Genomic DNA, 22,555 nt, shown 5'->3' with positions numbered 1-22,555 from the left:
GCGCGACCCGGGTGCTCGACGGCGCGGGTCCGGAGCGCCCGAGCCCGCGAGGTACGCTGGTGCGGATGTCTCAGCACGCCGTGAACCCGTCGAACCGCCGTCGTATCCGGGTCGCCGGCGCCACCCTCCTCGTCGCCGCGGCGGCCGCGGCGACGCTCACGGGCTGCACGCCGATCGTGACCATGCAGGCGGCACCCGAGGCGATCGACACCGCATGCGCCGACCTCGTCGTGCGGCTGCCCGACGAGGTGGCCGAGCAGCCGCAGCGCGAGACCGACGCGCAGGGCACCTCCGCGTGGGGCGACCCGGCCTCGGTCCTGCTCCGCTGCGGAGTCGCAGCCCCCGGACCGACGACCGACCGCTGCGTGAGCGTCGACGGCGTCGACTGGGTCATCGACGAGTCCGACGCCCCGCGCTACCTGTTCACGACCTACGGCCGCACCCCTGCGGTCGAGGTCTTCATCGACAGCGACGTCGTCTCGGGCACGACCGTGATCACCGATCTCGCGCAGGCCGTCTCGGTGATCCCGTCCGACGGCGCGTGCACGTCGGTCGACGACTCCGTCCCGACCGACTGACTCCCCCGAACGCGAACGGCGCCGGGATGCCGGAGCATCCCGACGCCGAAGGTCGAGCCGAACGACGCGTCAGCGCGCGCCGCGGGCGTGTCCGACGTCGATGAGCTCCCCGATGAGCTCGGGGTAGCTGAGCCCGGTGTTGAGCCAGCAGGTCGGGAACATCGAGATGGGCGTGAAGCCGGGCATGGTGTTGATCTCGTTCACGACGAAGCCCTCGTCGCCGAGGAACACGTCGACGCGTGCGAGGCCCTCGGCGCCGATCGCCTCGAACGCCCGACGGGCGATGCGCTCGAGCTCGAACGTCTCGCCGTCGCCCAGCTCGGCCGGGCACACGAGGTCGACGCCGGGTGCGTCGAGGTACTTGGCCTCGAAGTCGTAGAAGTCGCGGCCGGTCACGACGACCTCGCCGGCGACGCTCACGCGCACGCCCTCGCGCCCCTCGAGCACGGCGATCTCGATCTCGCGACCGGGTACCGCCTGCTCGACGAGCACCGTGCGGTCCTCGGCGAACGCCACGTCGAGCGCCGCGTCGAGCTCCGACCAGTCGGAGACCTTCGTCACGCCGACCGACGAACCGGCGCGTGCCGGCTTGACGAACGCCGGGAGGCCGAGTGCGTGGACCCGGCGGGTCCAGAGCTCGGCATCGGCTTCGAGCGCGGCGCGCGTGAGCGTCACCCAGGGCGCGACCGGGATGCCGGCAGCCTCGAGCGCGGTCTTGGTGAAGTGCTTGTCCATGCCGAGCGCCGAGGCAAGCACGCCGTTGCCGACGTACGGGAGCCCGACGAGCTCGAGCAGGCCCTGCACCGTGCCGTCTTCACCGAAGCGGCCGTGCAGGATCGGGAACACGACGTCGACCTCGCCGAGCGAACGCTCGCCGGCGGCATCCGTCACCCGCAGCTCGCGTGAGGCGGAGCTCTCGGGCCAGCGCACACGGGATCCGTTGTCGACGACCTCGGGCAGGCGCCCGGGATCGAGCGCGAAGCGCGCGGGATCGTCGCTCTCGAGCACGAAGGCGCCGTCGCGGGTGATCCCGACCGGGATCACCTCGAAGCGATCACGGTCGATCGCTCCCAGCACTCCGCCCGCCGTCGCGCAGCTGATCGAATGCTCGCTTGAACGCCCTCCGAAGAGCAGAACCACCCTGAGCTTGTCCATCCATCGTCCTTTCGCCCTGCGGCTCGTCATCGGTCGTGAGGTGAGGGGCGAGGTCGCGCGGCGCGAGGGTGCCCGCGAGCACCTGGCGCACCTGCTCGACGATCGGCATGTCCACGCCCTTGGCGCGCGCCAGTTCGAGCACGGGGCCGACGGACGCGAGGCCCTCGGTCGTCTGGTTCATCTGGTTCACCACGTCGGCGAGGTGATAGCCCTGGCCGAGCAGGCGCCCGGCCGTGTTGTTGCGCGAGAGCGGCGACTGGCTCGTGGCGATGAGGTCGCCGAGGCCTGCGAGGCCGGAGAGGGTCTCGTTGTGCGCTCCGTACGCGACGGCGAAGTCGGTCATCTCGACCAGGCCGCGCGTGATGATCGAGGCCTTCGTGTTCTCGCCGTAGCCGACCCCGTCGACGATGCCGATCGCGACGGCGATGAGGTTCTTCAGCACGCCGCCGAACTCCGTGCCGATCACGTCGGTGTTCACGAACGATCGGAAGTACCGGTTTCGGGCGACGGATGCCACGGCCTGCGCGGTCTCGAGACTCGACGAGGACACGACGGCCGCGGTCGGCTGCTCCTTCGCGATCTCGAGCGCGAGGTTCGGCCCCGAGATCACGGCGATCCGCGACGGATCGATGGGCAGCACGTCGGCGATGACCTCGCTCATGCGCAGGCCCGTCGACTTCTCGACGCCCTTCATGAGCGAGACGATCGTGGCGTTCGCCGGCAGGAAGGGCTCGGCCGCGATGAGGTTCTCGCGCAGCGTCTGGCTCGGCACCGACACGAAGACGTGCTCGGCGCCCGCGAGCGCCTCGTCGAGGCGGCTCGTCGCTCGGAGCCCGAGCGGGAGGTTCACGCCGGAGAGGTAGTCGCTGTTGCGCTTGGCCTCCTGGATCTCCTTCGCCAGCTCTGGGCGACGCGCCCAGATCACGACGTCGGCGCCGCCGTCGGCGAGGATCTTCGCGAACGTCGTGCCCCAGCTGCCGGCACCCAGCACGGCGACGCGGACCCCGCGCACGGGCTTGCCTGCCGCCCTAGCCATCGAGGCGCCCCGTCTCCTTCTGCCCGTGCTTGGCCGGGTCCCACCGCTCGGCCGGTGCAGGCTGCTCGCGGAGCTCGGCCAGCAGGGCGGCGATGGCGTCCATGAGCACGTTGGTCGCCTCGAGCAGCAGCGACTGGGTGATCGGCTTGTCGCGATATGCCGAGAGGTCGAGCGGTTCGCCGATGATCACGTCGATGGTCTTGCGAGGGAAGGGCTTCAGCTTCTTGCCGTATCGGCCCATGAGCTCCTGCGTGCCCCAGTGCGCCGCCGGCACGATCGGGATGTCGCGTTCGAGCGCGATGCGCACGGCGCCCGTCTTGCCTCGCATCGGCCACAGCTCGGGGTCTCGCGTCAGCGAGCCCTCGGGGTAGACGACGACCATGCGCCCCTTCTCGACCAGCTCCTCGGCCGCACGCAGGGCAGCGTGGCTCTTGCTGCCCGAGCGTTCGACCGGGATCTGGCCCGACGTGCGCAGGAACCACCCGACCACGGGGTTCTTGAACAGCGACGCCTTCGCCATGAACCGGGGGGCGCGGCCGAGGTGCCATGCCGCAGCGCCCATGACCACGGGGTCGATCTCGCTGTAGTGGTTGGGCGCGAGCACGAAGGCGCCCGCCTGCGGCATCCGCTCACGATGGTGGAAGCGGTACTTCACCATGAGGCTGAGCACAGGGAGGATGAGGCCCGCGAGGACCCAGAAGAACGAGGGCCGGCGGGTCTCCGAACGCGCCTTCACAGGATGAACGGGAGACGGGTCGTCGTGTTGCACTCACCCATTATGCGTCGAGTTCGAAGTCCGCCCCGAGGAGCTCGAGCTTCGTGATGAAGTTCTCGTACCCGCGCGCGATGATGCCCACGTTCGAGACCGTCGAGCGGCCGTCGGCCGAGAGCGCCGCGATGAGGTGGCTGAAGCCGCCGCGCAGGTCGGGGACCTCGACGTCGGCGCCCGTGAGCTTCGACGGACCGGAGATCACGGCCGAGTGCTTGAAGTTGTGCTGCCCGAAGCGGCACTTCTTGCCCGTGAGGCACTCTTTATGCACGTCGATCGTGGCGCCCATCTCGACGAGCGCGTCGACGAAGCCGAACCGCTGCTCGTAGACGGTCTCGTGCACGATCGAGACGCCCTTGGCCTTCGTCAACGCGACCACGAGCGGCTGCTGCCAGTCGGTCATGAAGCCGGGGTGCACGTCGGTCTCGATGATGACGGGCGAGAGTTCGCCGCCGGGGTGGAAGAAGCGGATGCCGTCCTCTTCGATCGAGAAGTCGCCGCCGACCTTGCGGAAGACGTTGAGGAAGGTGAGCATCTCGGCCTGGCGAGCGCCGCCGACGAAGATGTCGCCGTCGGTCGCGAGCGCGGCCGCGGCCCAGCTCGCGGCCTCGTTGCGGTCGAACAGCGCCCGGTGCGTGTAGCCCTGGAGCTTCGACACGCCCTCGATGCGGATCACGCGGTCGGTGTCGACCGTGATGATCGCACCCATCTTCTGCAGGATGTTGATGAGATCCATGATCTCGGGCTCGATCGCCGCACCCGTGAGCTCGGTGATGCCCTCGGCCAGCACCGCCGTGAGCAGCACCTGCTCGGTCGCGCCGACGCTCGGGTAGGGCAGCGCCACCTTTGCGCCGTGCAGGCCGGCAGGAGCCGACATGCGGATGCCGCTCGGGAGCTTCTCGACGATGGCGCCGAAGTTGCGCAGCACCTCGAGGTGGTAGTCGATCGGGCGGTCGCCGATGCGGCAGCCGCCGAGGTCGGGGATGAAGGCCTCGCCGAGGCGGTGCAGGAGTGGACCGCAGAACAGGATCGGGATCCGGCTCGAACCCGCGTGCGCGTCGATGTCGGCCATGTGCGCCGACTCGACGGCGGTGGGGTCGAGGATGAGCTCGCCCTCGTCGACGCCGTCGGTCACGCGAACGCCGTGCACCTCGAGGAGGCCCCGCACGATGCGGACATCGCTGATGTTCGGAACGTCTTTCAGCACGCTCGGCGTATCGCCGAGGATCGCCGCGACCATCGCCTTGGTGACGAGGTTCTTCGCGCCCTTCAGCTCGATGCGTCCGACCAACGGCTTGCCGCCGTTGATGGTGATGCGATCGACGTTGAGTCCGACCGCAGATGCGTGGTTCTTGGCATCCTGCCCGAGTGTGTTCACTGAACTCCTGATTCCGCCGACTCCCGGATGGGGAGTGTCTTCGGCCGCCAGGCCTCTCGATGCGTCTCGAATTCGGCGATCGCCGCTTCGTCACGCAGGGTCAGCCCGATGTCATCGAGCCCTTCGAGAAGCCTCCACCGAGTGTAGTCGTCGATGTCGAACGGCACGGTCAGCGTTCCGACGCTGACCGTACGCTCAACCAGATCGACCGTGACCGCTATTCCCGGAGAGGCTTCGACGACCTCCCACAGGCGCTCGACGTCCTCGTAGGCGACCTGCGCGGCGAGCAGTCCCTGCTTGCCCGAGTTGCCGCGGAAGATGTCGCCGAAGCGCGAGCTGATGACGACGTCGAACCCGAAGTCGCGCAGCGCCCAGACGGCGTGCTCGCGACTCGAGCCGGTGCCGAAGTCGGGTCCGGCGATGAGCACGCGAGCACCCAGGTACGCCTGCTGGTTCAGGATGAACTCGGGGTCCTGGCGCCAGCTGTAGAAGAGCGCGTCGTCGAAGCCGGTCTTGGTGACGCGCTTCAGGAACACGGCCGGGATGATCTGGTCGGTGTCGACGTTCGAACGGCGCAGCGGTGCTGCGATGCCCGTGACGGTCGTGAACTTCTCCATCAGCGCGCCTCTCCTTCGGTCTGCAGATCCCACGGGCTCGACAGCGTGCCGCGGATCGCGGTCGCCGCCGCGACGAGCGGCGAGACGAGGTGCGTGCGGCCGCCCTTGCCCTGCCGGCCCTCGAAGTTGCGGTTCGAGGTGGATGCGCAGCGCTCGCCGGGAGCCAGCTGGTCGGGGTTCATGCCGAGGCACATCGAGCAGCCCGCGAAGCGCCACTCGGCGCCGAACGCCTCGAAGACCTTGTCGAGGCCCTCGGCCTCGGCCTCGAGCCGGACCCGGGCCGAACCCGGCACGACCATGACGCGTACGCCCTCGGCCTTCTGCTTGCCCTCGATGATCGAGGCGAACGCGCGCAGGTCTTCGATACGACTGTTGGTGCACGAACCCATGAATACGGCGTCGACGCGGATGTCCTTGAGCGGCGTGCCGGCCTCGAGGTCCATGTACTCGAGGGCGCGCTCGGCGGCGGCGCGCTCGTGCTGGTCCTCGATGGCGGACGGATCGGGCACGGTCTCGGAGAGGGAGACGCCCTGCCCGGGGTTCGTGCCCCAGGTCACGAAGGGCTCGAGCGTGTCAGCGTCGATGAAGACCTCGGCGTCGAACTCGGCGCCCTCGTCGGTGCCGAGGGTCTTCCAGTACTCGACGGCGGCGGTCCAGTCCTCGCCCTGGGGCGCGTGCGCCCGGCCCTCGAGGTAGTCGAACGTGGTCTGGTCGGGCGCGACCATGCCGGCACGGGCGCCGGCCTCGATCGACATGTTGCAGATCGTCATGCGACCGTCCATCGACAGTGCGCGGATCGCGCTGCCGCGGTACTCGAGCACGTAGCCCTGCCCGCCGCCGGTGCCGATCTTCGCGATCACGGCCAGGATGATGTCCTTCGCCGTGACGCCGGGGCGCAAGGTGCCCTCGACGTTGATCGCCATGGTCTTGAAGGCCTTCAGGGGCAGCGTCTGCGTGGCCATGACGTGCTCGACCTCGCTCGTGCCGATGCCGAACGCCATCGCTCCGAACGCGCCGTGCGTCGACGTGTGCGAGTCGCCGCAGACGACCGTGATGCCGGGCTGGGTGAGGCCGAGCTGCGGGCCCACGACGTGGACGATGCCCTGCTCCTTGTCGCCCAGCGAGTGCAGGCGGATGCCGAACTCCGCCGCGTTGCGCCGCAGCGTCTCGATCTGCGTGCGGCTCGTCAGATCGGCGATGGGCTTGTCGATCGCGAGCGTCGGGGTGTTGTGGTCCTCGGTCGCGATCGTGAGATCGGGACGCCGCACCGGGCGGCCGGCCATGCGCAGTCCGTCGAAGGCCTGCGGGCTCGTGACCTCGTGCACGAGGTGGAGGTCGATGTAGATGAGGTCGGGCGTGCCGTCCTCGCCCTTCTTCACCAGGTGGGCGTCCCAGACCTTCTCGGCCAGGGTGCGCGGGCGTGCGGTTGCGTTGCTGTTGTTCATGCGTTCGTCTTCCTCGGGGACAGGGAACGGCCGACGACGGACTCCGCGACGGGAACGGCCTAGATCGAGGCCCCGCCGCGGCACCGAAGGAGAAGACGTCGTGGGGCGCGCATCTTCACAGGCTACACCGTGGTGGCGGTGGTGCGGCGCAAGGTCAGGGCGAGGTCGCCCAGCCGCAGCGTGGATCCGGGCTCGACGTCGGCGGGCGCGCCCGGGTCGAGCACCGTCGGTTCGCCACCGGCGGCTTGCACCGCCACGCCGTTCGTCGAGTGCAGGTCGGTGATCACGACGCGCCCCTGCCGCACCTCGACCAGCGCGTGGGTCTTGGAGACCGTGCGGGTCGGGTCGACCAGGGCGATCGGGCGGGCATCCGGCCGGGTGACGTCGGCGCTCGGGTTGCGACCGACGATGACGCGGCCGGCGAGCTCGACGGTCTCGCCGGCCGCGGAGACGAGTTCGAACAGCGCATTCGCGGCGGGCGCCTCGGCAGGGGCCGGGCGGAGCGATTCGGGCACGGCGACGGATGCCGCGGGCGGGCCGTTCGGCACCGGCGTGAAGGTCGGCAGGGCCCGCCCTGGCAGCGCGCGAACCGTGCTGTCGGTGCGTTCGTCGGCCCGTGCCGGGCGCAGGGCCGGATCGGGCGTGGTTGGCTGCGGCGCGTCGGGGATCAACCCCGGCGGCGGAACGATGAACTCCGGTACGACCACGCAGGCAGTCTACCGACGTCGGTTCAGCCGGTAGCGGGCGATCAGCCGGCGCGAGCGTCCGACGGCAGCGGACACCGCTGCGGCCGCGGCATCCGCCTCGCTCCACCGCTTCACGACGGTGTCGGAGGCGACCTGCTGCCCGTCGAACACGTCGCGGTCGACGCTCGCGGCGAGCGAGGTCAGGCGCAGCGCTCCGGGATCGCTCGTCGGCACGACGCCCTGCTCCGCGACCTGGTGCTCGAGCGCGCGGGCCGTCTGGAGTCGGGACGATCGCTCCGGCGGCTCGAATCCGAGCTCCGCGTAGCGGTCGATGAGCTCGTCCCACGCGGCCGCCGCGGCGATCTCGTTGGCACGCCCTCGACGACGCCGCCGTCGCCGGTCCTTCGCGAGGCCCACGAGGAGCATCGGGACGAACACGATCGCGAGGGGGATGCCGATGGAGGCCGACACGGCCCACACCCAGCCCGGAACCCGGAACGGCCGGTCCTTGTCCTCGTCGTCGGTGTCGTCGATCTCGACCGTCGAGAGCAGGTCGTCTTCGACGGCCTCCGCGCGAGGCGGTTGGCGGACCTGCGGCTGCGGCTCGGACTGGGGCTTCGGCGTCTGCTCCTGCGGGGCGTCGGTCTCATCGGGCGTGGGATCGAACGAGATCCATCCGACGCCCTCGAACGGCACCTCGACCCAGGCCGTGACGTCACCGCCGAGCACGTCCACCGAGTCCTGGCCCTGGGCGATCTCGGGAGCGAAGCCCATCACGACCCGAGCCGGGTAGCCGAGCTGGCGCACCATGAGTGCCATGGCCGCCGCGTACTGCTCCTCGTCGCCGACCATCGACGAGCGCGTGAACAGCTCGATGAGGCGGTCGGCGCCGTGCCCCGCGCGGGAGGCGACGGCATCGGAGGCGAGGCCGTGGCTCAGGAATCCGTTGGTCTTGAGGCCGCGTTCGATGTTGCGGAGTTGTTCGATGGGGGTCGTCGCGTCGCCCACGTACTCCTCGCCCTTGGCGGTGACCACATCGGGCACGTTCTCGATCGGGGGCAGCTCGATCGCCGCGACCGGGACGTCGGCGAGGGCCTCGTCGCTCGGCGTGTCCTGCACCTTCGCGTCGAGCCGGTAGCGAGCACCGTCGGCGAGGCCGCTCGTCAGCACGGCCGTGCCGGCGGCCGCGTTGTAGCGGAGGTCGCCTGCGCGATCGGCGCTGCCTGCGTCTTCGAGCCGCAGTTCGCTGCCGTAGCCCACGGTCGGGAGCCACACGTCGTCGTAGGCGAGCGTCTCGACCTCGATCGAGCGGCGGCTCCCGAGATCGGCGAGCGGCGGCTGCGGCAGCGTCTCGCCCGTGATCGCATAGCCTCCGTCGTCGTCGGAGTCGCCGGGTCCGGCGACGTTCCAGAGGCGTCCGGTGTAGGAGTTCATCGACGCGAGCCTCAGCGTGTCGCCGGGCCCGAGCCCGGTGACGGTGAAGAGGGGCTCCTCGGCGAGGTCCTTCGTGTAGTTGCGGAATCCGGCGAGCGGACTCGAGAACTCCAGGGGGTCGAACGGCGGAACGACCTGGTCGCGCAGCACGAACCGTTCGGGGGCCACCGGGGCGAGGGCCAAGCCCGCGACCGCGCCGATCACCACCGCTCCCGCGACGACGACGATCGATCCGCGGAGCTTCTGCGCCCGGAGCCGTCGGGCGCCGGCCTCGTCGGTCTCGACGTCGGAGCCGCGCCGCCAGGCGAGCCAGACGAGTGCGATCACCGCGAACGCGACGCCTCGCACCCCGGCGTAGAACGCCTCGTCGGTGCCGAGCAGGATGCCCGACACGAACAGCAGGATCGGGCCGATCAGGAGGACGGCGCTGCGCATCACGGTGCGACGGCGCGGCAGCCAGCGCAGGACGAGCATCGACCCGACGAGGGCGACGGCCCAGCCGGCCACGTAGGGCACGACCGCGACGTAATAGGGCGCCTCGACCGGGGTGCCGATGGTCAGGATGTCGGCCCAGCCGTAGACGGCGCCGATCGCGAGGCCGGCGAGCGAGGTCAGACTCGGCAGGACCCCGAAGATGGCGGAGTCGGGCATCGTGAACGGCGTGCCGAGCACGAAGTACATGGCGAGCCCGAGCACCGCCGTGGTGAGCACGCCCAGCCGGAAGAGGGACCCCAGCACCGCGGCAGCAGTGCCCACGACGATGCCGGCGGCCGCAGCGAGCAGGAAGTCGAGGTCGCCGAAGCTGGTCTCGTAACCGAGGATCGCGACGACCGAGAGCACCGAGAGCACGACGAGGTCGGTCACCGCAGAGCGCGGGATGCGGTTCACGGGCGGACCCTCCCCACGAGCCTGGCGAGATCGTCGAGTGATCCGACGGTGACCACCGTCGTGCCGGCGACCTTGGCGATGCGCGACGCGGTGCCGAGCTCGACCCGGAATCCGATGGTCTGCGTATCTGCGCCGAAGACGGTCTCCGCAGCCCGGAACTCCGCGAGCGGCACGGCGGATCCGGCGACGATGATCGCCACGCTCGGCGCCGAGAGTCGCTTGGTGCGCTCGCGGACGAAGGTGCGCACCGAGTCGAAAGCACCGGATGCCGCGGCGATGCGGCTCGTGTCGTCGAGCAGCGCCGTCGGGGTCGCCGTGCGCAGCGAGAGCTCCTCGGTGATGACGTCGACGCGCGTCGCATCGCGGATCACCTGGACGCCGAGCGAGGCGAGCACCGAGACGCCGAGCTCGAACTCGTCGTCGGATGCGTAGTGCGCGCGCTCGGTGCACTGCATGAGGGCGAGCTGGGAGCGCCGGGTCTCCTCGTACTGGCGCACCATGAGCTGGCCGGTGCGGGCCGACGTGCGCCAGTGCACGTTCCGCAGGGCGTCGCCCGGCTGGTAGGCCCGCAGGGCGTGGAACGAGATGTCGTTGTCGGTGATGGTCTTCGTGACCTCGCCCTCGAGGTCGCGCACGAGACCGGCGGCCGAGGGCTTCAGACGCGCCGTCACGGGGTGCACGAACAGCTCGACCGGCTCGCCCCATCGCACGATGCGGCGCAGGATGCCGAGCTGATCGCCCCGTACCGAGATGGCCGGACCCGCCACGATGACCGCGCGCCGATTCGTCGGGACCGCGAACAGCTCCTCGTGTTCGTCGTCGGCCTGAAGGGCCGGAACGACGAACTCGGCGAGCCCTGCTCCGACCGGCAGCTCCACGCGCGACGGCGCGGAGACCTTGGCGCCGGTGTTCGTCACGGCGAGCCGACCGAACGCCCGCTCCCCCGCGACCACGCGCGTCGGCTGCAGGTCGATGTCGACACGGTAGCTCATGCGGCCGAGCGTGTAGGGGACGCTCACGAGCACCGCGGCGAGCAGCGTCGCGCCGAGGAAGGCGAGCTCGATCCACCCGAGGGCCCACGCGGCCGCGAACGAGACGAATGCGGCGAGCAGCACGAGCCAGCCGGTGACGGAGATCACGTCGGTGACGGGTGCGCTCCAGTCGGCGACCCGGCGCGCTGCTCCTGCCGCGAGACCCGACGCGGAACGGGCGGATGCCGCGAGCGATCGTCCGACCGCCCGTGCGGCGAAGTGCGCCTGCGACGGGGGTCGGGGCGCACGCGGCTCAGCGCTCATGCGGCGCGGTAGGCGGGCGGTGCGACGTCGACGACGACCGAGGCGACGATGTCCTCGGCCGTGGCGCCGGCGAACTCGGCCTCGGGGTCGACGATGATGCGGTGCGCGAGCACGGGCGTCGCGAGCTCACGCACGTCGTCGGGCGTGACGTAGGTGCGGCCGTGCGCGATGGCCCAGGTCTTCGTCGCGCGGGCGAGCGCGAGCGCGCCTCGCATACTGACGCCGAGCGCCGAGTCCTTGTGCGTGCGGGTGCCCGTGACGAGTTCGTTGAGGTACGAGAGCACCGAGGCGTCGACGTAGACCTCAGAGGCGAGCTGAGCCATGGTCGTCACCGAGCTCGAAGCGATGATCGGCGTGACCTTGGCCGCGCGAGCGCGATTGGCGGAGTCGAGCAGCAGCGTCACCGCCGTCTCGTGATCGGGGTAGCCGAGCGAGGTCTTGATGAGGAACCGGTCGAGCTGCGCCTCGGGCAGCGAGTACGTGCCTGCCTGCTCGACGGGATTCTGAGTCGCGATGACCATGAACGGGCTGCCGACCTCGTAGCCGACGCCGTCGACCGTGACGCGCCCCTCCTCCATGACCTCGAGCAGTGCCGACTGGGTCTTCGGGCTGGCTCGGTTGATCTCGTCGGCGAGCACGATCGACGCGAAGATCGGGCCGCGGTGGAACTCGAACTGCCCCTTGCCCTGGTCGTAGATCGTCACGCCGGTGACGTCGGAGGGCAGCAGGTCGGGCGTGAACTGGATGCGCGAGTGCGTGCCGTCGAGCGTGTTCGCCAGCGCCTTCGCGAGCACCGTCTTGCCCGTGCCGGGGAAGTCCTCGAGCAGCACGTGTCCGTCGGAGAGCAGCGCCGTCACGACGAGCTCGATCACCTGCCGCTTGCCGAGGATCGCCTGGTCGACGTTGTCGACGAGCTTCGAGAAGGCGTCCTGGAACCACTGCGCCTGTTCCTGCGTTACTGCCACGGGTACTCCTTGTATGCGTGAGGTCTGGTCTGTGCGGCGATGGTCGTCACCACGTGTTGTAGCCCTTGGCGTTCCACTGGCTGCCGCTGATGCCGCCGAGCGTTCGGCTGGTGCCACCGCTGATCGCGTCGAACTGCACGTCGATGGTCTCGCTCGCCTGACGGATGCCGAGGTGGTTCTGGAGCTGGAGCTGGCCGCTCGAGCCGATCGTGTAGGTGCCCTTGTAGGAGCCGACGGCTCCGCCGTTCACGCGCGCATAGATCCGATAGGTGCCGGGATCCATGTTCGCGAAGGTGATGCGCACCTCGGCGCAGCCGTTGCCGCCGCTGCCGCAGGCCATGCTGCCGCCCTTGCCGATCGAGCCGGACGGCTGCGGTGGCGGCGCGTTCGAGACGCCCACGCTGGTCGAGTCGGCAGGACCGGTGCTGCCGCTGCCGTTGTTGGTCGCGGTGACCCTCGCCGTATAGCTGCCGGCTCCGACCCCGCCGAAGCTCGCCGACGTGCCGGTCACGGTCTTCGTGGCGCTGCCGAGCGTCACGGTGTACTCGACCGCTCCACCGCCGGTGTCGCTCGGCGGGTTCCAGTTGACCGTGACCGTCGCCGGCGCGTAGCCGCTGGCGCCGGCCGAGACGTTCCGCGGGGCCGACGGTGTTCCGTACGGGATGACCGAGGGGCTGAGGCTCGACCAGGCGCCCCATCCCTTGTCGTTCTTCGCCCGCACCTTGAACGAGTACGTGGTGCCGTTGGCCAGGCCGGTGATCGTCTGCGCGGTTCCCGCCGCACTCGCACCGAACGGCTGGGTACCGCCGCCGCCCTGCGACCAGCTCACCTCGTAGTCGGTGATCGGCGAGTTGTTCGTCGCAGGCGCGGCCCAGCGCACGGACGCCCTCGCGTCGGAAGCCGATGCGGTCGGCGTGTTCGGCGCATCCGGGGCAGCACGCACGACCACGGTGACGCGTCCGGTGGTGCGGCGCAGGGGGTCCTTCGTGCCGTCCTCGACGGTGTAGATCACGCTGAGGGTACCGGTGAACGCCGCACCGGTGTTCACCGTCACGCCGGTCGCTGTGAAGGTGGTCGAGGCGTTCGCGCCGACCGACGCCTGGTCGATCTCCGCCGCGACCACCCGAAGCGGCACGCCGTCTTGAGCGAACGGGTTGAAGTCGTTGGCGAGCACGTCGAAGGTCTCGGAGTCGGTGCGATCCATCTCGAAGTCGCCGTCGTCGACGGTCTTCGGCATGGCGCGGGTGGACGAGACGACCTTGACGTCGACGTAGCCGGGCACAGTGAACTCGTTGAAGTTCACGTCGAACGTGATGCGGGCGTCAGTGCCGGGCTGCACGCCGAGCGGTGCCGAGAACTGCAGCGTCGCGCCGTCGACGATCTCGGCCTGGATGTCGGCGGAGGTGCCCGACAGGTTCGTGTAGGTGATGCGCTCGATGTTGTCGGGGTTCGGCTGGTCGCTCGACTGACGCAGGTCGATCGACGACGGCTTCTCGCCGGCCTCGATGGTCTCGGATCGAGGCGTGAAGGTCGGCGGCGTGTCGTTGAACTCGGGGTCGCCCACGGTGATCGGCAGCGTGAGGATCGCTGTGCGCCCGATCGGGTCGTCGGCGCCCTTGCCGTCGGTCACCTCGAACGTGAGCGTCGCCGGGCCGCGGTAGTCCTTCGTCGGCACGTACTGCAGGTTCGTGCCGTCGACCTGCACCTCGGACTCGGTGCTGCTCGCGTTCGCGGAGAGGATGAGCGCCGGATTGCCCGACGGCACCTCGACCAGGTCGTCGACGCTCCATGCGATCTCGCCGTTCATCGGCACCACGATCGGATCGAGGTCCTTCAGGTACGGCGCCGGGAACTTCGCCTTCTCTTCGGCCTGGAGCTCTTCGGGGGTCTTCGGCTTCTCGGTCTCCTGAGGCGCCTGCGTCTCCTCTGCGGCCTGGCCGCCCGGCACGGGCGGCACGATCACGAAGGCCATGGCCGAGAGGTCGTCGAGATCGTTGGTCAGACGATACGCGACGGCGTACCGCTCGCGCCCGGGCTTCACCGTGATGCGACCGTCGGCGTCGACCTCGGCCTTCGATGCGTTGGGGCCTTCGACGGTCACGACCAGGTCCTCGACCAGGCCGCCCGGATTCGTCGCCTCGGCGAGCGGGACGACGGTGACGGGCTCCCCCTCGAGCACCTCCTCGGGCTCGATGACCTGGTCTTCGGCCGTCGGAGGAAGGATGACGGCGTCTTCGGTCACCGCGATCTGGAGGAACGCGGCGTCGGCACCGCCGTGCCCGTTCGAGATCTCGTAGCGGATCGTGTACGCGCCCTCCTGCTCGGGCGCCTCGACCACCACGCGCCGAAGATCGCGGATCTCGGCCTTCAGGCCCTCGCCGACGTCGGGGAGGCTCGCCACGTGCAGGCTGTAGCCGCTCGGGTCGGAGTCGTTGAGCAGCACCTCGACCGAAGCCGTGCGGCCGGGCTTCATCTCGATCGCGTCGTCGACCGCGGTGGGCGGAAGCTGCACGATCGGTCGCGGGATCACACCGATGCGGATCGTGCCGGTCGCCGTCGCGCCGTACGTGTCGCGGACCTCGTAGGTGAACGTGTCGGTGCCCGCGGATCCCGGCATCGCCGCGTACAGCATGCTCGTGCTCGTGAGGTCGGTGACCTGCCCGAGGGACGGCGCCGTGGTGATGCGCGTGAGGGTGACGGAGTCGCCGTCGGGGTCGAGTCCGTCGAGCGGGATGTCGATCTTGACGCCGGATCCGGCGAACGTGCGCGACGTGATCGGTGTCGGCAGCGGCGGCCGGTTTCCGTCGCTGCTCCTCGGCGTCACGGTGAAGGTCACCTTGGCCTTCGCCGTCTGCTCGGTGTCGTCGGTGATGGCGTAGGAGAGGCTGTAGACGCCCGGCTCGTCGGGAGCCTGGTAGCGGACGGTGTCGTCGTCGACGAATGCGAGCCCCTTGAGGTCGTCGCCGCTCTGCAGTTCGGGCAGCACGTGGAACGCGGCCGCATCGGGGTGGAAGTCGTTCTTCGTGACGGGCACGGTGACGATGTCGCCGGCACGCACGATCGCGGCATCGTCGACGGCGACGGGCGGCTGGTTCTTGACGAGCGGCGGAACGGGCACCACGGTCACCGTGGAGGTCGCCGAGCTCACCCCGTCGGAGACGGTGTAGGCGAACTGCAACTGCCGATCGATCGCGGCCGACGCCGTGACCCGGGCGACCGTGTTGGTGAGCAGTTCGACCGAGACGAGTCCCTCGGTGGCGGTGTCGTCGACCGACTGCACGGCGAGCACCCTGCCCGACGGCGAGACGTCGTTCGCCAGCACCGGGATCGACAAGGGCTCGCCGGGCCGGAGGTAGGCGGTGTCCTTGACCGCGATGGGGGCGAGCACTTCGGCGGGCTGCTCGACCACCTGCACGCGGATGAGTCCGACGCTGACCGCCGCGCCCGCGCCGAGGTTGTAGACGAAGACGTAGTCTCCGGGTTCGGCCGCGGCGAAGGTGATCGATCCGCGTTCGAGGTTCGGCGTGATCTCGACGCCCCCGGGCGCCTCCTCGACTCCGAGCAGCGCGAGCGGTGCCCCTGACGGCGAGAGGTCGTTCACGAGCGGCTCGACGAGCGTCTTCTCGCCGACGAAGACGCGCGCGAAGTCGGGCGTGCCGATGGGGTTGAGCGATCCGGAGGGCTTCACGTCGACCGTGAGGGTTCCGGTCGCGGCGGTCTGCCCGTCGGAGATCGTGAACTGCACCTCCTTCTGACCGAGCTCGGCGGACTTGTGCTGGAACGTGAGGTTGCCGTCGGGGCTGAACCGCACCGAGTCGCCGCCGATCGGCGAGGCGTTCACCAGGTAGAGGTCGTCGCCGTCGGGGTCCCGCCAGTCGGCGAGCACGTTGTACGACACCTGCTGGCCCTGCTCGACGCTGATCGCGCCCGAACGCGAGGAGGCGGGCGCCGTGTTCTCGCTGTCGGGCACGATGCGCACGTTGACGGATGCCTCGGCGACGCCGCCGCGACCGTCGTCGACGCCGTAGCGGAAGGAGACCGTTCCTGCGGCCCCCTCCGCGGGCGAGAACTGGAGGGCGCGACTGCCGTCGATCTGCTCGATGCGTCCCATCGTCTCGGGGATCGCCGTGACCGACGACACCGTGAGCACATCGCCGTCGGGGTCGGTGTCGTTCTCGAGCACCTCGAGGATCGTGGTGCGCCCTGGGCGCGCCCCGAAGTCGTCTTCGCGGGCGACGGGCGGCCGGTTCTGGTCGGTGCGCTCGGCGATGGTGTCCTCGAAGGTCTGCTGGGCGCTCTTCTCGTCGCCCTCGAGCTCCTCGCTCTCTTCTGGCGGCGTCACCTCTTCCCAGTTGTCGACGAGCCGCAGCTCGGAGTCGACGAGCCAGGCGTTGCCGTTGGCGAGGTTGTTCAGCGCGATGACGTCGCGATTGACGCGGAACTCGAGCCTGGCTCCGGCGGTGGGCTGTTCGATGTCGAGCAGTCGCGGCTTCTCGCCGTCGCACGAGGCGAGGTATCGGCCGGCCTCGGCCCACGCACCGTGCACGCAGCCGTCGAGCCAGACGGGTGCCGCGACATCCGCTGCTCCGCTCGAACCGGCGGGTGCCTCGGCGTCGAGCTCGCGGGTCTCGCCGTCGTCGAGCCCGATCTCGATGAGCCCGGTCGCGGTGGCGACGTAGACTGCGTCGTTCTCGGCACTCGACTGCTGCAGGCGCAGGGCCTCGTCGGGAAGCTCGGTGACCCGGCCGTCGACGACGACCGCGTTGCGCTCCTCGTCGAGGACGACCGCTCGCTCGCCGACGGCGGAGAGCTGGTGCTCGCCGAGATCGGCGATCTTCGTCGTCTGGGGGTCGCCGACCGAACCGCGTCCGAACCGCTTCAGGGTGCCCTTCTCGATCGAGGTCGCGAAGATCGTGCCCTCGTCGGACACCGCGACCTCGGCCCCGTCGCCGAGCTTCGCGATCGGATCGGTGCCGCGCCAGTCGAACTGGAGCTCGGCTCCGGCCTGCACGTTCCAGAGCTCTCCCGAGGGCGAGAGCACCGCGAGCACGTCGCCGCCGTAGGCGATCTTCGATGCGGGCGGCACGTCGATGCGCTGCGAGAGCGTCGTGAACGACGGGTCGATGCGCTCGATCGAGCCGGCGGCCGGATCGTAGACGAACGCGTCATCGCCGTTCTGGAAGACGTCGGTGTCGTTCGAGGCGGTCGACACCGCGGCGTCGAGCTCTTCGATCTGGCGGTTGAGGCGGCCGGCCAGCAGGTCTTCGGCATTGGTCACCCAGACCTCGCGCGCACGGAGGTCGGGATCGGTCACCGGGAAGCCTTGATGCAGGACCGCCAGGGTCACCGGCGCGCCGACGAGCACGGCGATCGCGGTGGTCGTCGCCACGGTCTTGCGCGTACGGAACCACGAGGTGAAGCCGGCCAATCTCTACTCCTCGTTGCGTCCGTCGGTCAGGGCGGCGGGGGTCGCGCGTGCGGCGGACCGCGCCCACGCTAACACGAGCGACGGACGCCCCCGAATGGGGAGCACTTCCCATGGTGCTTCGTTGCGGAAGCGATACGGAGATCGACCTCCGCACCGTGGAGCACGCGCTACGGCCCGGATCAGTCGCCTGCCGCGGCAGCCCCTTCAGCCGGACGGTCGAGCAGCGGGAGATCGTCGACGCTGACGAGTCGCGTCGCGACGGCGTACTCGACGAGCCGCATGCGGCGGTTGGTCGCGAGCTTTCCACGGCCGCCCCGGAGCCCGTCGACCCCGAGCCGGTCGAGCTTCTCGCAGACGTTGTCGAGCTTGCGGTTGAACGTGGTCATGCTCCAGCCGAGCCGGGCGGATGCCTCGGCCGAGGTGGGCACGGTCGCACGGCCTGCCGAGGGCTGCACGAGCACGCGCTCGGCGAGCGCGACCACGAGCAGTCGCTGGCTCGAGGTGAGGGTGACGGGCATGATCGTCGTTCCGCCGTCGGCTGCGGTCGCCGTGAGCGAGGTGTTGTAGAAGTCCTCCTCCGCGTGGATCGAGAACTCGTAGGTCGTCGCGCCCGCGCTGAAGAGCACCTGCACCTGCTGGAACACGAGCGGCAGCTTCGCGCCCGGGGCGACCCACGCCTGCACGCTGCCCGTGGCATCCGAGACCGTTGCCGCGAGCAGTTGGCCGACGTTCGAGAGCCACCACAGCCCGTATTCGTCGGACAGGGTGAGGAACGTGCGGTGCAGGTAGGGGTTCTCGTCGATGGTGAGGTCGGATTCGCGCCCGATCGAGAAGGGGCGCCCGGGCTCGACCGTGTACCACTCGCCGCAGTACTCGACCTTGAGCGGCCTCACGGCGTGCACGAGGTCACCGGTTCGGAGGTGCGGCTGCCGCGCTGGGTCTGCACGTCGATGCAGGTCTTCTGGCCGGCGGCGACACCGTCGACCACGATCGGCGAGGCGTCGGCGACCTGCACGGTGCCGCTGCCGTCGGAGCGACGCCAACGCCATCGATCGCCTTCTTCGGGCTCGTCGATCGCGACCTCGAACGACACGCTCGTGCCGTCGGCGGCCGGAACCCCGATCGCGACCTCGGGAACCGGGACGGTCGCCTCGGCGACGGCGTCCTGACCGGCCGACTTCACGGGTGCCTCCGCCTCGGGCTTCGGCAGCGTGCCCGAGAGGACGACGGCTGCCGCGACGGCGATCGCGACCACTGCGCCCGCCACGATGCCCACGACCAGTCCGGTGCGCGAACGCCTCGAGGGCGCCGTGCCGGTCGAGCCGGCGGATGCGGCGTGCGCGGCGTCGGAGCCCGATGCGCCGCCCGCCTCGCGCACGGCCCCGCCCGGGCGCACGATCGTCCCGTCGTCGATCGGTGCGGAAGCCGATCCGACGGGAGCCGGCGAGAGCACCGGCATCGCGGCCGGGCCGCCCGGCCGCATCACGGTCGCGTCGGACAACGGCGGCTGGGCGACGACGCGCTGTGGGGAACGCGCGACCGTGGCGTCGGCGGAACCGGCGACGGGCGCAGGCGACGCGGGCGGCGCGACGACGGCCCGTGCGGATGCGGCGGGCGCGGCGGGCGCCGCCTGGGCGTCGATGGTGCGCACGGCGCGCGCCCTGGTGGCATCCGCCGAGTCGGGCTCGGACTCGCGCTGCTCGGCGACGGCGAGGTTCGGCACCTCGATCGTGGTCGCCGCGTACCCGAGCTCGAGCTCGACCCGCTGGAGTGCACGCGCGAACTCCACCGCGCTCTGGTACCGGTCGTCGCGCGAGGTCGCCATGCCCTTCGCGAGCACGCTGAGCAGGCTGCGCGGCAGGTCGGTGCGGTCCATGGGCGTGATCGCACCGCGCTCGATGCGGCCGATCAGGTCGAGCGTGCCGTTCGAACGCCCGGGGATCTCGAACGGCGAGCGCCCGGCGAGCAGCGTGTACACGGTCGCCGCGAGGGAGAACACGTCGCTGCGCGGGTCGGGGCTCGGGTCGTCCTCGAACATCTCGGCCGGCGACCAGGGCACGCTCATGCCCACCGCCGCGGTGCCGCCCGAACCCGCGGTGCCGGTCGCCTGGTCGCCCGGTCGAACCGTGACGGTGTGCGTCGGCAGCTCGCCGTCGAGGTTCGACGAGATGCCGAAGTCGGTCAGCGCGGGCCAGCCGTAGTCGTTGGTCAGCACGTTCGCCGGCTTGATGTCGCGGTGCAGGATGCCGGCGGCGTGCGCGGTGGCCACGGCACCCGAGATGCGCACGCCCGTGCGCAGCGCGTCTTCGACGGCGAACGGCGAGCGCTTGTACTGCTCGGCGAGGCTCGGACCCGAGCAGTACTCCATCACGAAGTAGGGCCGGCCGTCGGCCGAGACGTCCGCGTGGAAGATCGTCACGATATACGGGTGCGCAGAGAGCTGCGCCATGAGGTTCGCCTCGGCGACGAACTGTGCGCGCGTGTCGCGGCCGAGCTCCTCGGTGAGGAGCACCTTGACGGCCACCTTGCGTCTCGGCAGCCGCTGCTCGTAGAGGAACACGTCGGCGAAGCCGCCCGAACCCAGCAGGCCCTGCGCGGTGTAGCCGGGCAGTTCGGGCGGGGTCGAGGTCGCGCGGCGCATCAGGCGGCCACGACCTGGATCGTCCAGCCGCCGCCGAGGTCGACGACCGTGCCCACGAGCACGGGCGTGGGCTCCCCCGCTCGGAGCCGCACCGGCGCCTTGCCCGGCTGCGCGACGTGCGTGCCGTTGCGCGAATGCAGGTCGGTGATCACGATCGTGTCTCCTTCGACGGTGACGCGCACGTGGTTGCGCGAGATGTCCTGGTCGCCCGCGCCGATCGCGACGACGCGCGGAAGCCGACCGCCGGAGACCTGGCTGACGCTCGGCGCCCGACCGAGCAGCACCTCGTGCGTCACGGGTTCGATCGAGCCGTCGGGCATGCGCAGCGCCAGCCTGGGCGCTGCCACGGCACCGGATGCCGCGGGCGCATGCTCCTGCGCCGACACCGACTGCCCGGCTCGCCGTGCGTCGCGTTCGGCCCGGAGGCGCGCCACGTCGGCACCGACGACCGTCAGGCCGTCGTGATCGCCGCCCAGCGCATCGGCGGACGTGTCGGTAGGCGGCACGATCGTCTGCTCGCCGCCGACCGTCTGCGTGTTCGCGCCCCTGGTCGACATGGTCGCCGCGGAGATGCCGCCGACGGGCGAGACGATGGTCGAGTCGTCGACGGCGTCGAAGCCGAGTGCCGCCGGCGGCGCAGCAGGGGGCGGCGCGGCGGGCGGCGGACCCGCGATGGTGGCGCCGGGGTCGCCGAGCACCGGCGGAACCCACGCGGCGGGCGCGGGCGGCGCGACGGCAGGCTCGGGCGCGGGCGTCGCGACGGCAACCGGCGCAACCGGCGCAACCGGCGCGACGGCGGGCACGACCGGTACGAGCGCTGGCGCAACCGGGGCCTCGGGCACGAGGGCGGGGGCCGCCGTCGCGACGGCCGGTGCGGAAGCTGCGGAGACGGGTTCGACCGCGGTCGAGTCGACGGCCGTCGCGTACACGACGCCCTCGACGATCGGCAACGCGACCGCAAGCGGGTCGGCCGCGGCATCCGTCGCCCGCAGCTCGACCGCGGAACCCTGGACGACGCGTTCGACCCAGGTCGAGACGCCCTCGCCGGTGACGAGTTCGCCGTCGATGCGCACCGAGAACCCGCCGCGCACCACCGTGCGAACCTGGGAGCCGTCGTCGGAGCGCACCGCGAGGCCGAACGGGGGCGTCGCCTGGAACCCGTCGGCCGTGAGCCGGTCGAGCACGACGCGCACGGGATCGGAGTCGACGAGCGCCGGCCAGAGTTCGCTCACCGTGGGAGCCGACGAAGCCGGCAGCAGGAGCACGACACCGCCCCTGACAGCCGCGAGGAACCCGCGGGCGGGATCAGCCGTGTAGTTCGCCACCGGCGCCTCCGTTCACCCGCGGGGTCGTGTCCTCGCTCGCCGCGGCGGCGGTCGGGCGGTCCTTCGTGGTCTCGTCGTCGGCGACGCCCAACTCGGACTCGACGACGATCGCCGTCACGTTGTCGCGACCGCCGTGGGCGAGCGCGAGATCGACGAGCTCCCCCGCGAGACCGGCCGCATGCCCGGTGTCGCCGACGAGCACGTGGGCGATCGCCTCGTCGTCGACCTCCTTGCTGAGGCCGTCGGAGCAGATCAGGAACACCTGACGACCCGTCGCCGGGATGAGCCACACGTCGGGATCGACGACGTCGTCGGCGCCGATCGCCCGGGTGATGACGTTCCGGTCGGGGTGCCGTTCGGCGTCTTCGGGTCGGATGAGGCCGGCATCGACGAGTTCCTGCACGGCCGAGTGGTCGACGCTCAACTGGCTGAGGGTGCGCCCGTCCCACGAGTAGATGCGCGAATCGCCGACGTTGAAGGCCATCCAGTGGAATCCTGCGCCGTCGCCGGCGTCGACGAGCGCGACGCCCGCGAGCGTCGTACCGGCGACCGCCGTGCCCTCGTCGCCCTCGTCGCTCAGGGCCCGCACCGCGTCGTTCGACGAGTGGATCGCATCGAGCACCTGCTCGGGCGACGACGGCGCACCCGGCGCGAGGTGCCGACGGAACGTCTCGACGACCGAACGGCTCGCCGCATCGCCCCTGGCGTGCCCGCCCATGCCGTCGGCCACGAGGAAGACGGGCGCCTCGGCGAGGAACGCGTCCTCGTTCATGCTGCGCACGCGCCCGACATCCGTTCGTGCACTGTGCGCGATCACCGCTGCGCCGCGCTCGAGCTCGACGACGTCTTCGCCATCAGGGGACACGGTGCTCCTCGTCGCCGTCGTTCACCCGGTAGGGACCGGGCGGCGCACCC

At 70.7% G+C, this 22,555-nt stretch carries 16 protein-coding genes; 1 reads left to right on the top strand and 15 read right to left on the bottom strand.

The features are described 5' to 3' along the window. Nucleotides 1–65: 65 nt before the first annotated feature. On the top strand, nt 66–578 hold the full coding sequence (locus BM342_RS09400; protein WP_092965109.1) for a DUF3515 domain-containing protein: 513 nt from the start codon (nt 66–68) through the stop codon (nt 576–578). Nucleotides 579–647: 69 nt separating this feature from the next. Here BM342_RS09400 and BM342_RS09395 read toward each other — a convergent pair whose 3' ends face one another. The 15 genes from BM342_RS09395 to BM342_RS09325 form a co-directional block, all read right to left on the bottom strand. Next, nucleotides 648–1,733, bottom strand: a complete 1,086-nt coding sequence (locus BM342_RS09395; RefSeq protein ID WP_092965107.1) for a D-alanine--D-alanine ligase family protein — start codon at nt 1,731–1,733, stop codon at nt 648–650. Then, on the bottom strand, nt 1,633–2,769 hold the full coding sequence (locus BM342_RS09390) for an NAD(P)H-dependent glycerol-3-phosphate dehydrogenase (RefSeq protein WP_092965105.1): 1,137 nt from the start codon (nt 2,767–2,769) through the stop codon (nt 1,633–1,635). Before BM342_RS09390 ends, BM342_RS09395 begins: the two co-directional genes overlap by 101 nt. Next, entirely contained in the window at nt 2,762–3,505 is a 744-nt protein-coding gene (locus BM342_RS09385; RefSeq protein WP_255368642.1) for a lysophospholipid acyltransferase family protein, read from the bottom strand. The genes BM342_RS09390 and BM342_RS09385 overlap by 8 nt, the downstream gene beginning before the upstream one ends. A gap of 40 nt (nt 3,506–3,545) precedes the next feature. Continuing rightward, nucleotides 3,546–4,916 (bottom strand): UDP-N-acetylglucosamine 1-carboxyvinyltransferase, encoded by a 1,371-nt coding sequence (gene murA, locus BM342_RS09380; protein WP_092965103.1) that lies wholly within the window; start codon nt 4,914–4,916, stop codon nt 3,546–3,548. Then, nucleotides 4,913–5,533, bottom strand: coding sequence for a 3-isopropylmalate dehydratase small subunit (gene leuD, locus BM342_RS09375; protein WP_092965101.1), 621 nt, complete (start codon nt 5,531–5,533; stop codon nt 4,913–4,915). Before leuD ends, murA begins: the two co-directional genes overlap by 4 nt. Next, nucleotides 5,533–6,978 (bottom strand): 3-isopropylmalate dehydratase large subunit, encoded by a 1,446-nt coding sequence (gene leuC / locus BM342_RS09370; RefSeq protein WP_092965099.1) that lies wholly within the window; start codon nt 6,976–6,978, stop codon nt 5,533–5,535. The genes leuD and leuC overlap by 1 nt, the downstream gene beginning before the upstream one ends. Nucleotides 6,979–7,100: 122 nt before the next feature. After that, nucleotides 7,101–7,685 carry an FHA domain-containing protein gene (locus BM342_RS09365; RefSeq protein WP_092965097.1) on the bottom strand — a complete coding sequence of 195 codons (585 nt, stop codon included), beginning with the start codon at nt 7,683–7,685 and terminating at the stop codon, nt 7,101–7,103. Nucleotides 7,686–7,694: 9 nt separating this feature from the next. Further along, entirely contained in the window at nt 7,695–9,986 is a 2,292-nt protein-coding gene (locus BM342_RS09360; protein WP_092965096.1) for a transglutaminaseTgpA domain-containing protein, read from the bottom strand. Beyond that, the gene (locus BM342_RS09355) at nt 9,983–11,281 is read right to left on the bottom strand and encodes a DUF58 domain-containing protein (protein WP_092965095.1); all 1,299 of its coding nucleotides are present in this window, start codon (nt 11,279–11,281) and stop codon (nt 9,983–9,985) included. Before BM342_RS09355 ends, BM342_RS09360 begins: the two co-directional genes overlap by 4 nt. Next, a complete protein-coding gene (locus tag BM342_RS09350; protein WP_092965094.1) occupies nt 11,278–12,246 on the bottom strand; it encodes an AAA family ATPase in 969 nt (322 codons plus the stop codon). Before BM342_RS09350 ends, BM342_RS09355 begins: the two co-directional genes overlap by 4 nt. A 46-nt stretch (nt 12,247–12,292) precedes the next feature. Next, the gene (locus BM342_RS09345) at nt 12,293–17,674 is read right to left on the bottom strand and encodes an Ig-like domain-containing protein (protein ID WP_092965093.1); all 5,382 of its coding nucleotides are present in this window, start codon (nt 17,672–17,674) and stop codon (nt 12,293–12,295) included. 179 nt (nt 17,675–17,853) lie between these two features. Continuing rightward, nucleotides 17,854–18,576: an FHA domain-containing protein gene (locus BM342_RS09340; protein ID WP_092965092.1), complete on the bottom strand. Its 723-nt coding sequence runs from the start codon at nt 18,574–18,576 to the stop codon at nt 17,854–17,856. Further along, nucleotides 18,564–20,315: a serine/threonine-protein kinase gene (locus tag BM342_RS09335; protein WP_092965091.1), complete on the bottom strand. Its 1,752-nt coding sequence runs from the start codon at nt 20,313–20,315 to the stop codon at nt 18,564–18,566. The genes BM342_RS09340 and BM342_RS09335 overlap by 13 nt, the downstream gene beginning before the upstream one ends. Continuing rightward, the gene (locus BM342_RS09330; RefSeq protein WP_092965090.1) at nt 20,315–21,640 is read right to left on the bottom strand and encodes an FHA domain-containing protein; all 1,326 of its coding nucleotides are present in this window, start codon (nt 21,638–21,640) and stop codon (nt 20,315–20,317) included. The genes BM342_RS09335 and BM342_RS09330 overlap by 1 nt, the downstream gene beginning before the upstream one ends. Next, entirely contained in the window at nt 21,621–22,505 is an 885-nt protein-coding gene (locus BM342_RS09325; RefSeq protein WP_255368641.1) for a PP2C family protein-serine/threonine phosphatase, read from the bottom strand. The genes BM342_RS09330 and BM342_RS09325 overlap by 20 nt, the downstream gene beginning before the upstream one ends. Nucleotides 22,506–22,555 lie beyond the last annotated feature (50 nt).

This window comes from Agromyces sp. CF514, assembly GCF_900113185.1.
Taxonomy (GTDB): domain Bacteria; phylum Actinomycetota; class Actinomycetes; order Actinomycetales; family Microbacteriaceae; genus Agromyces.
This window is presented reverse-complemented; position numbering and strand designations above follow the sequence as displayed.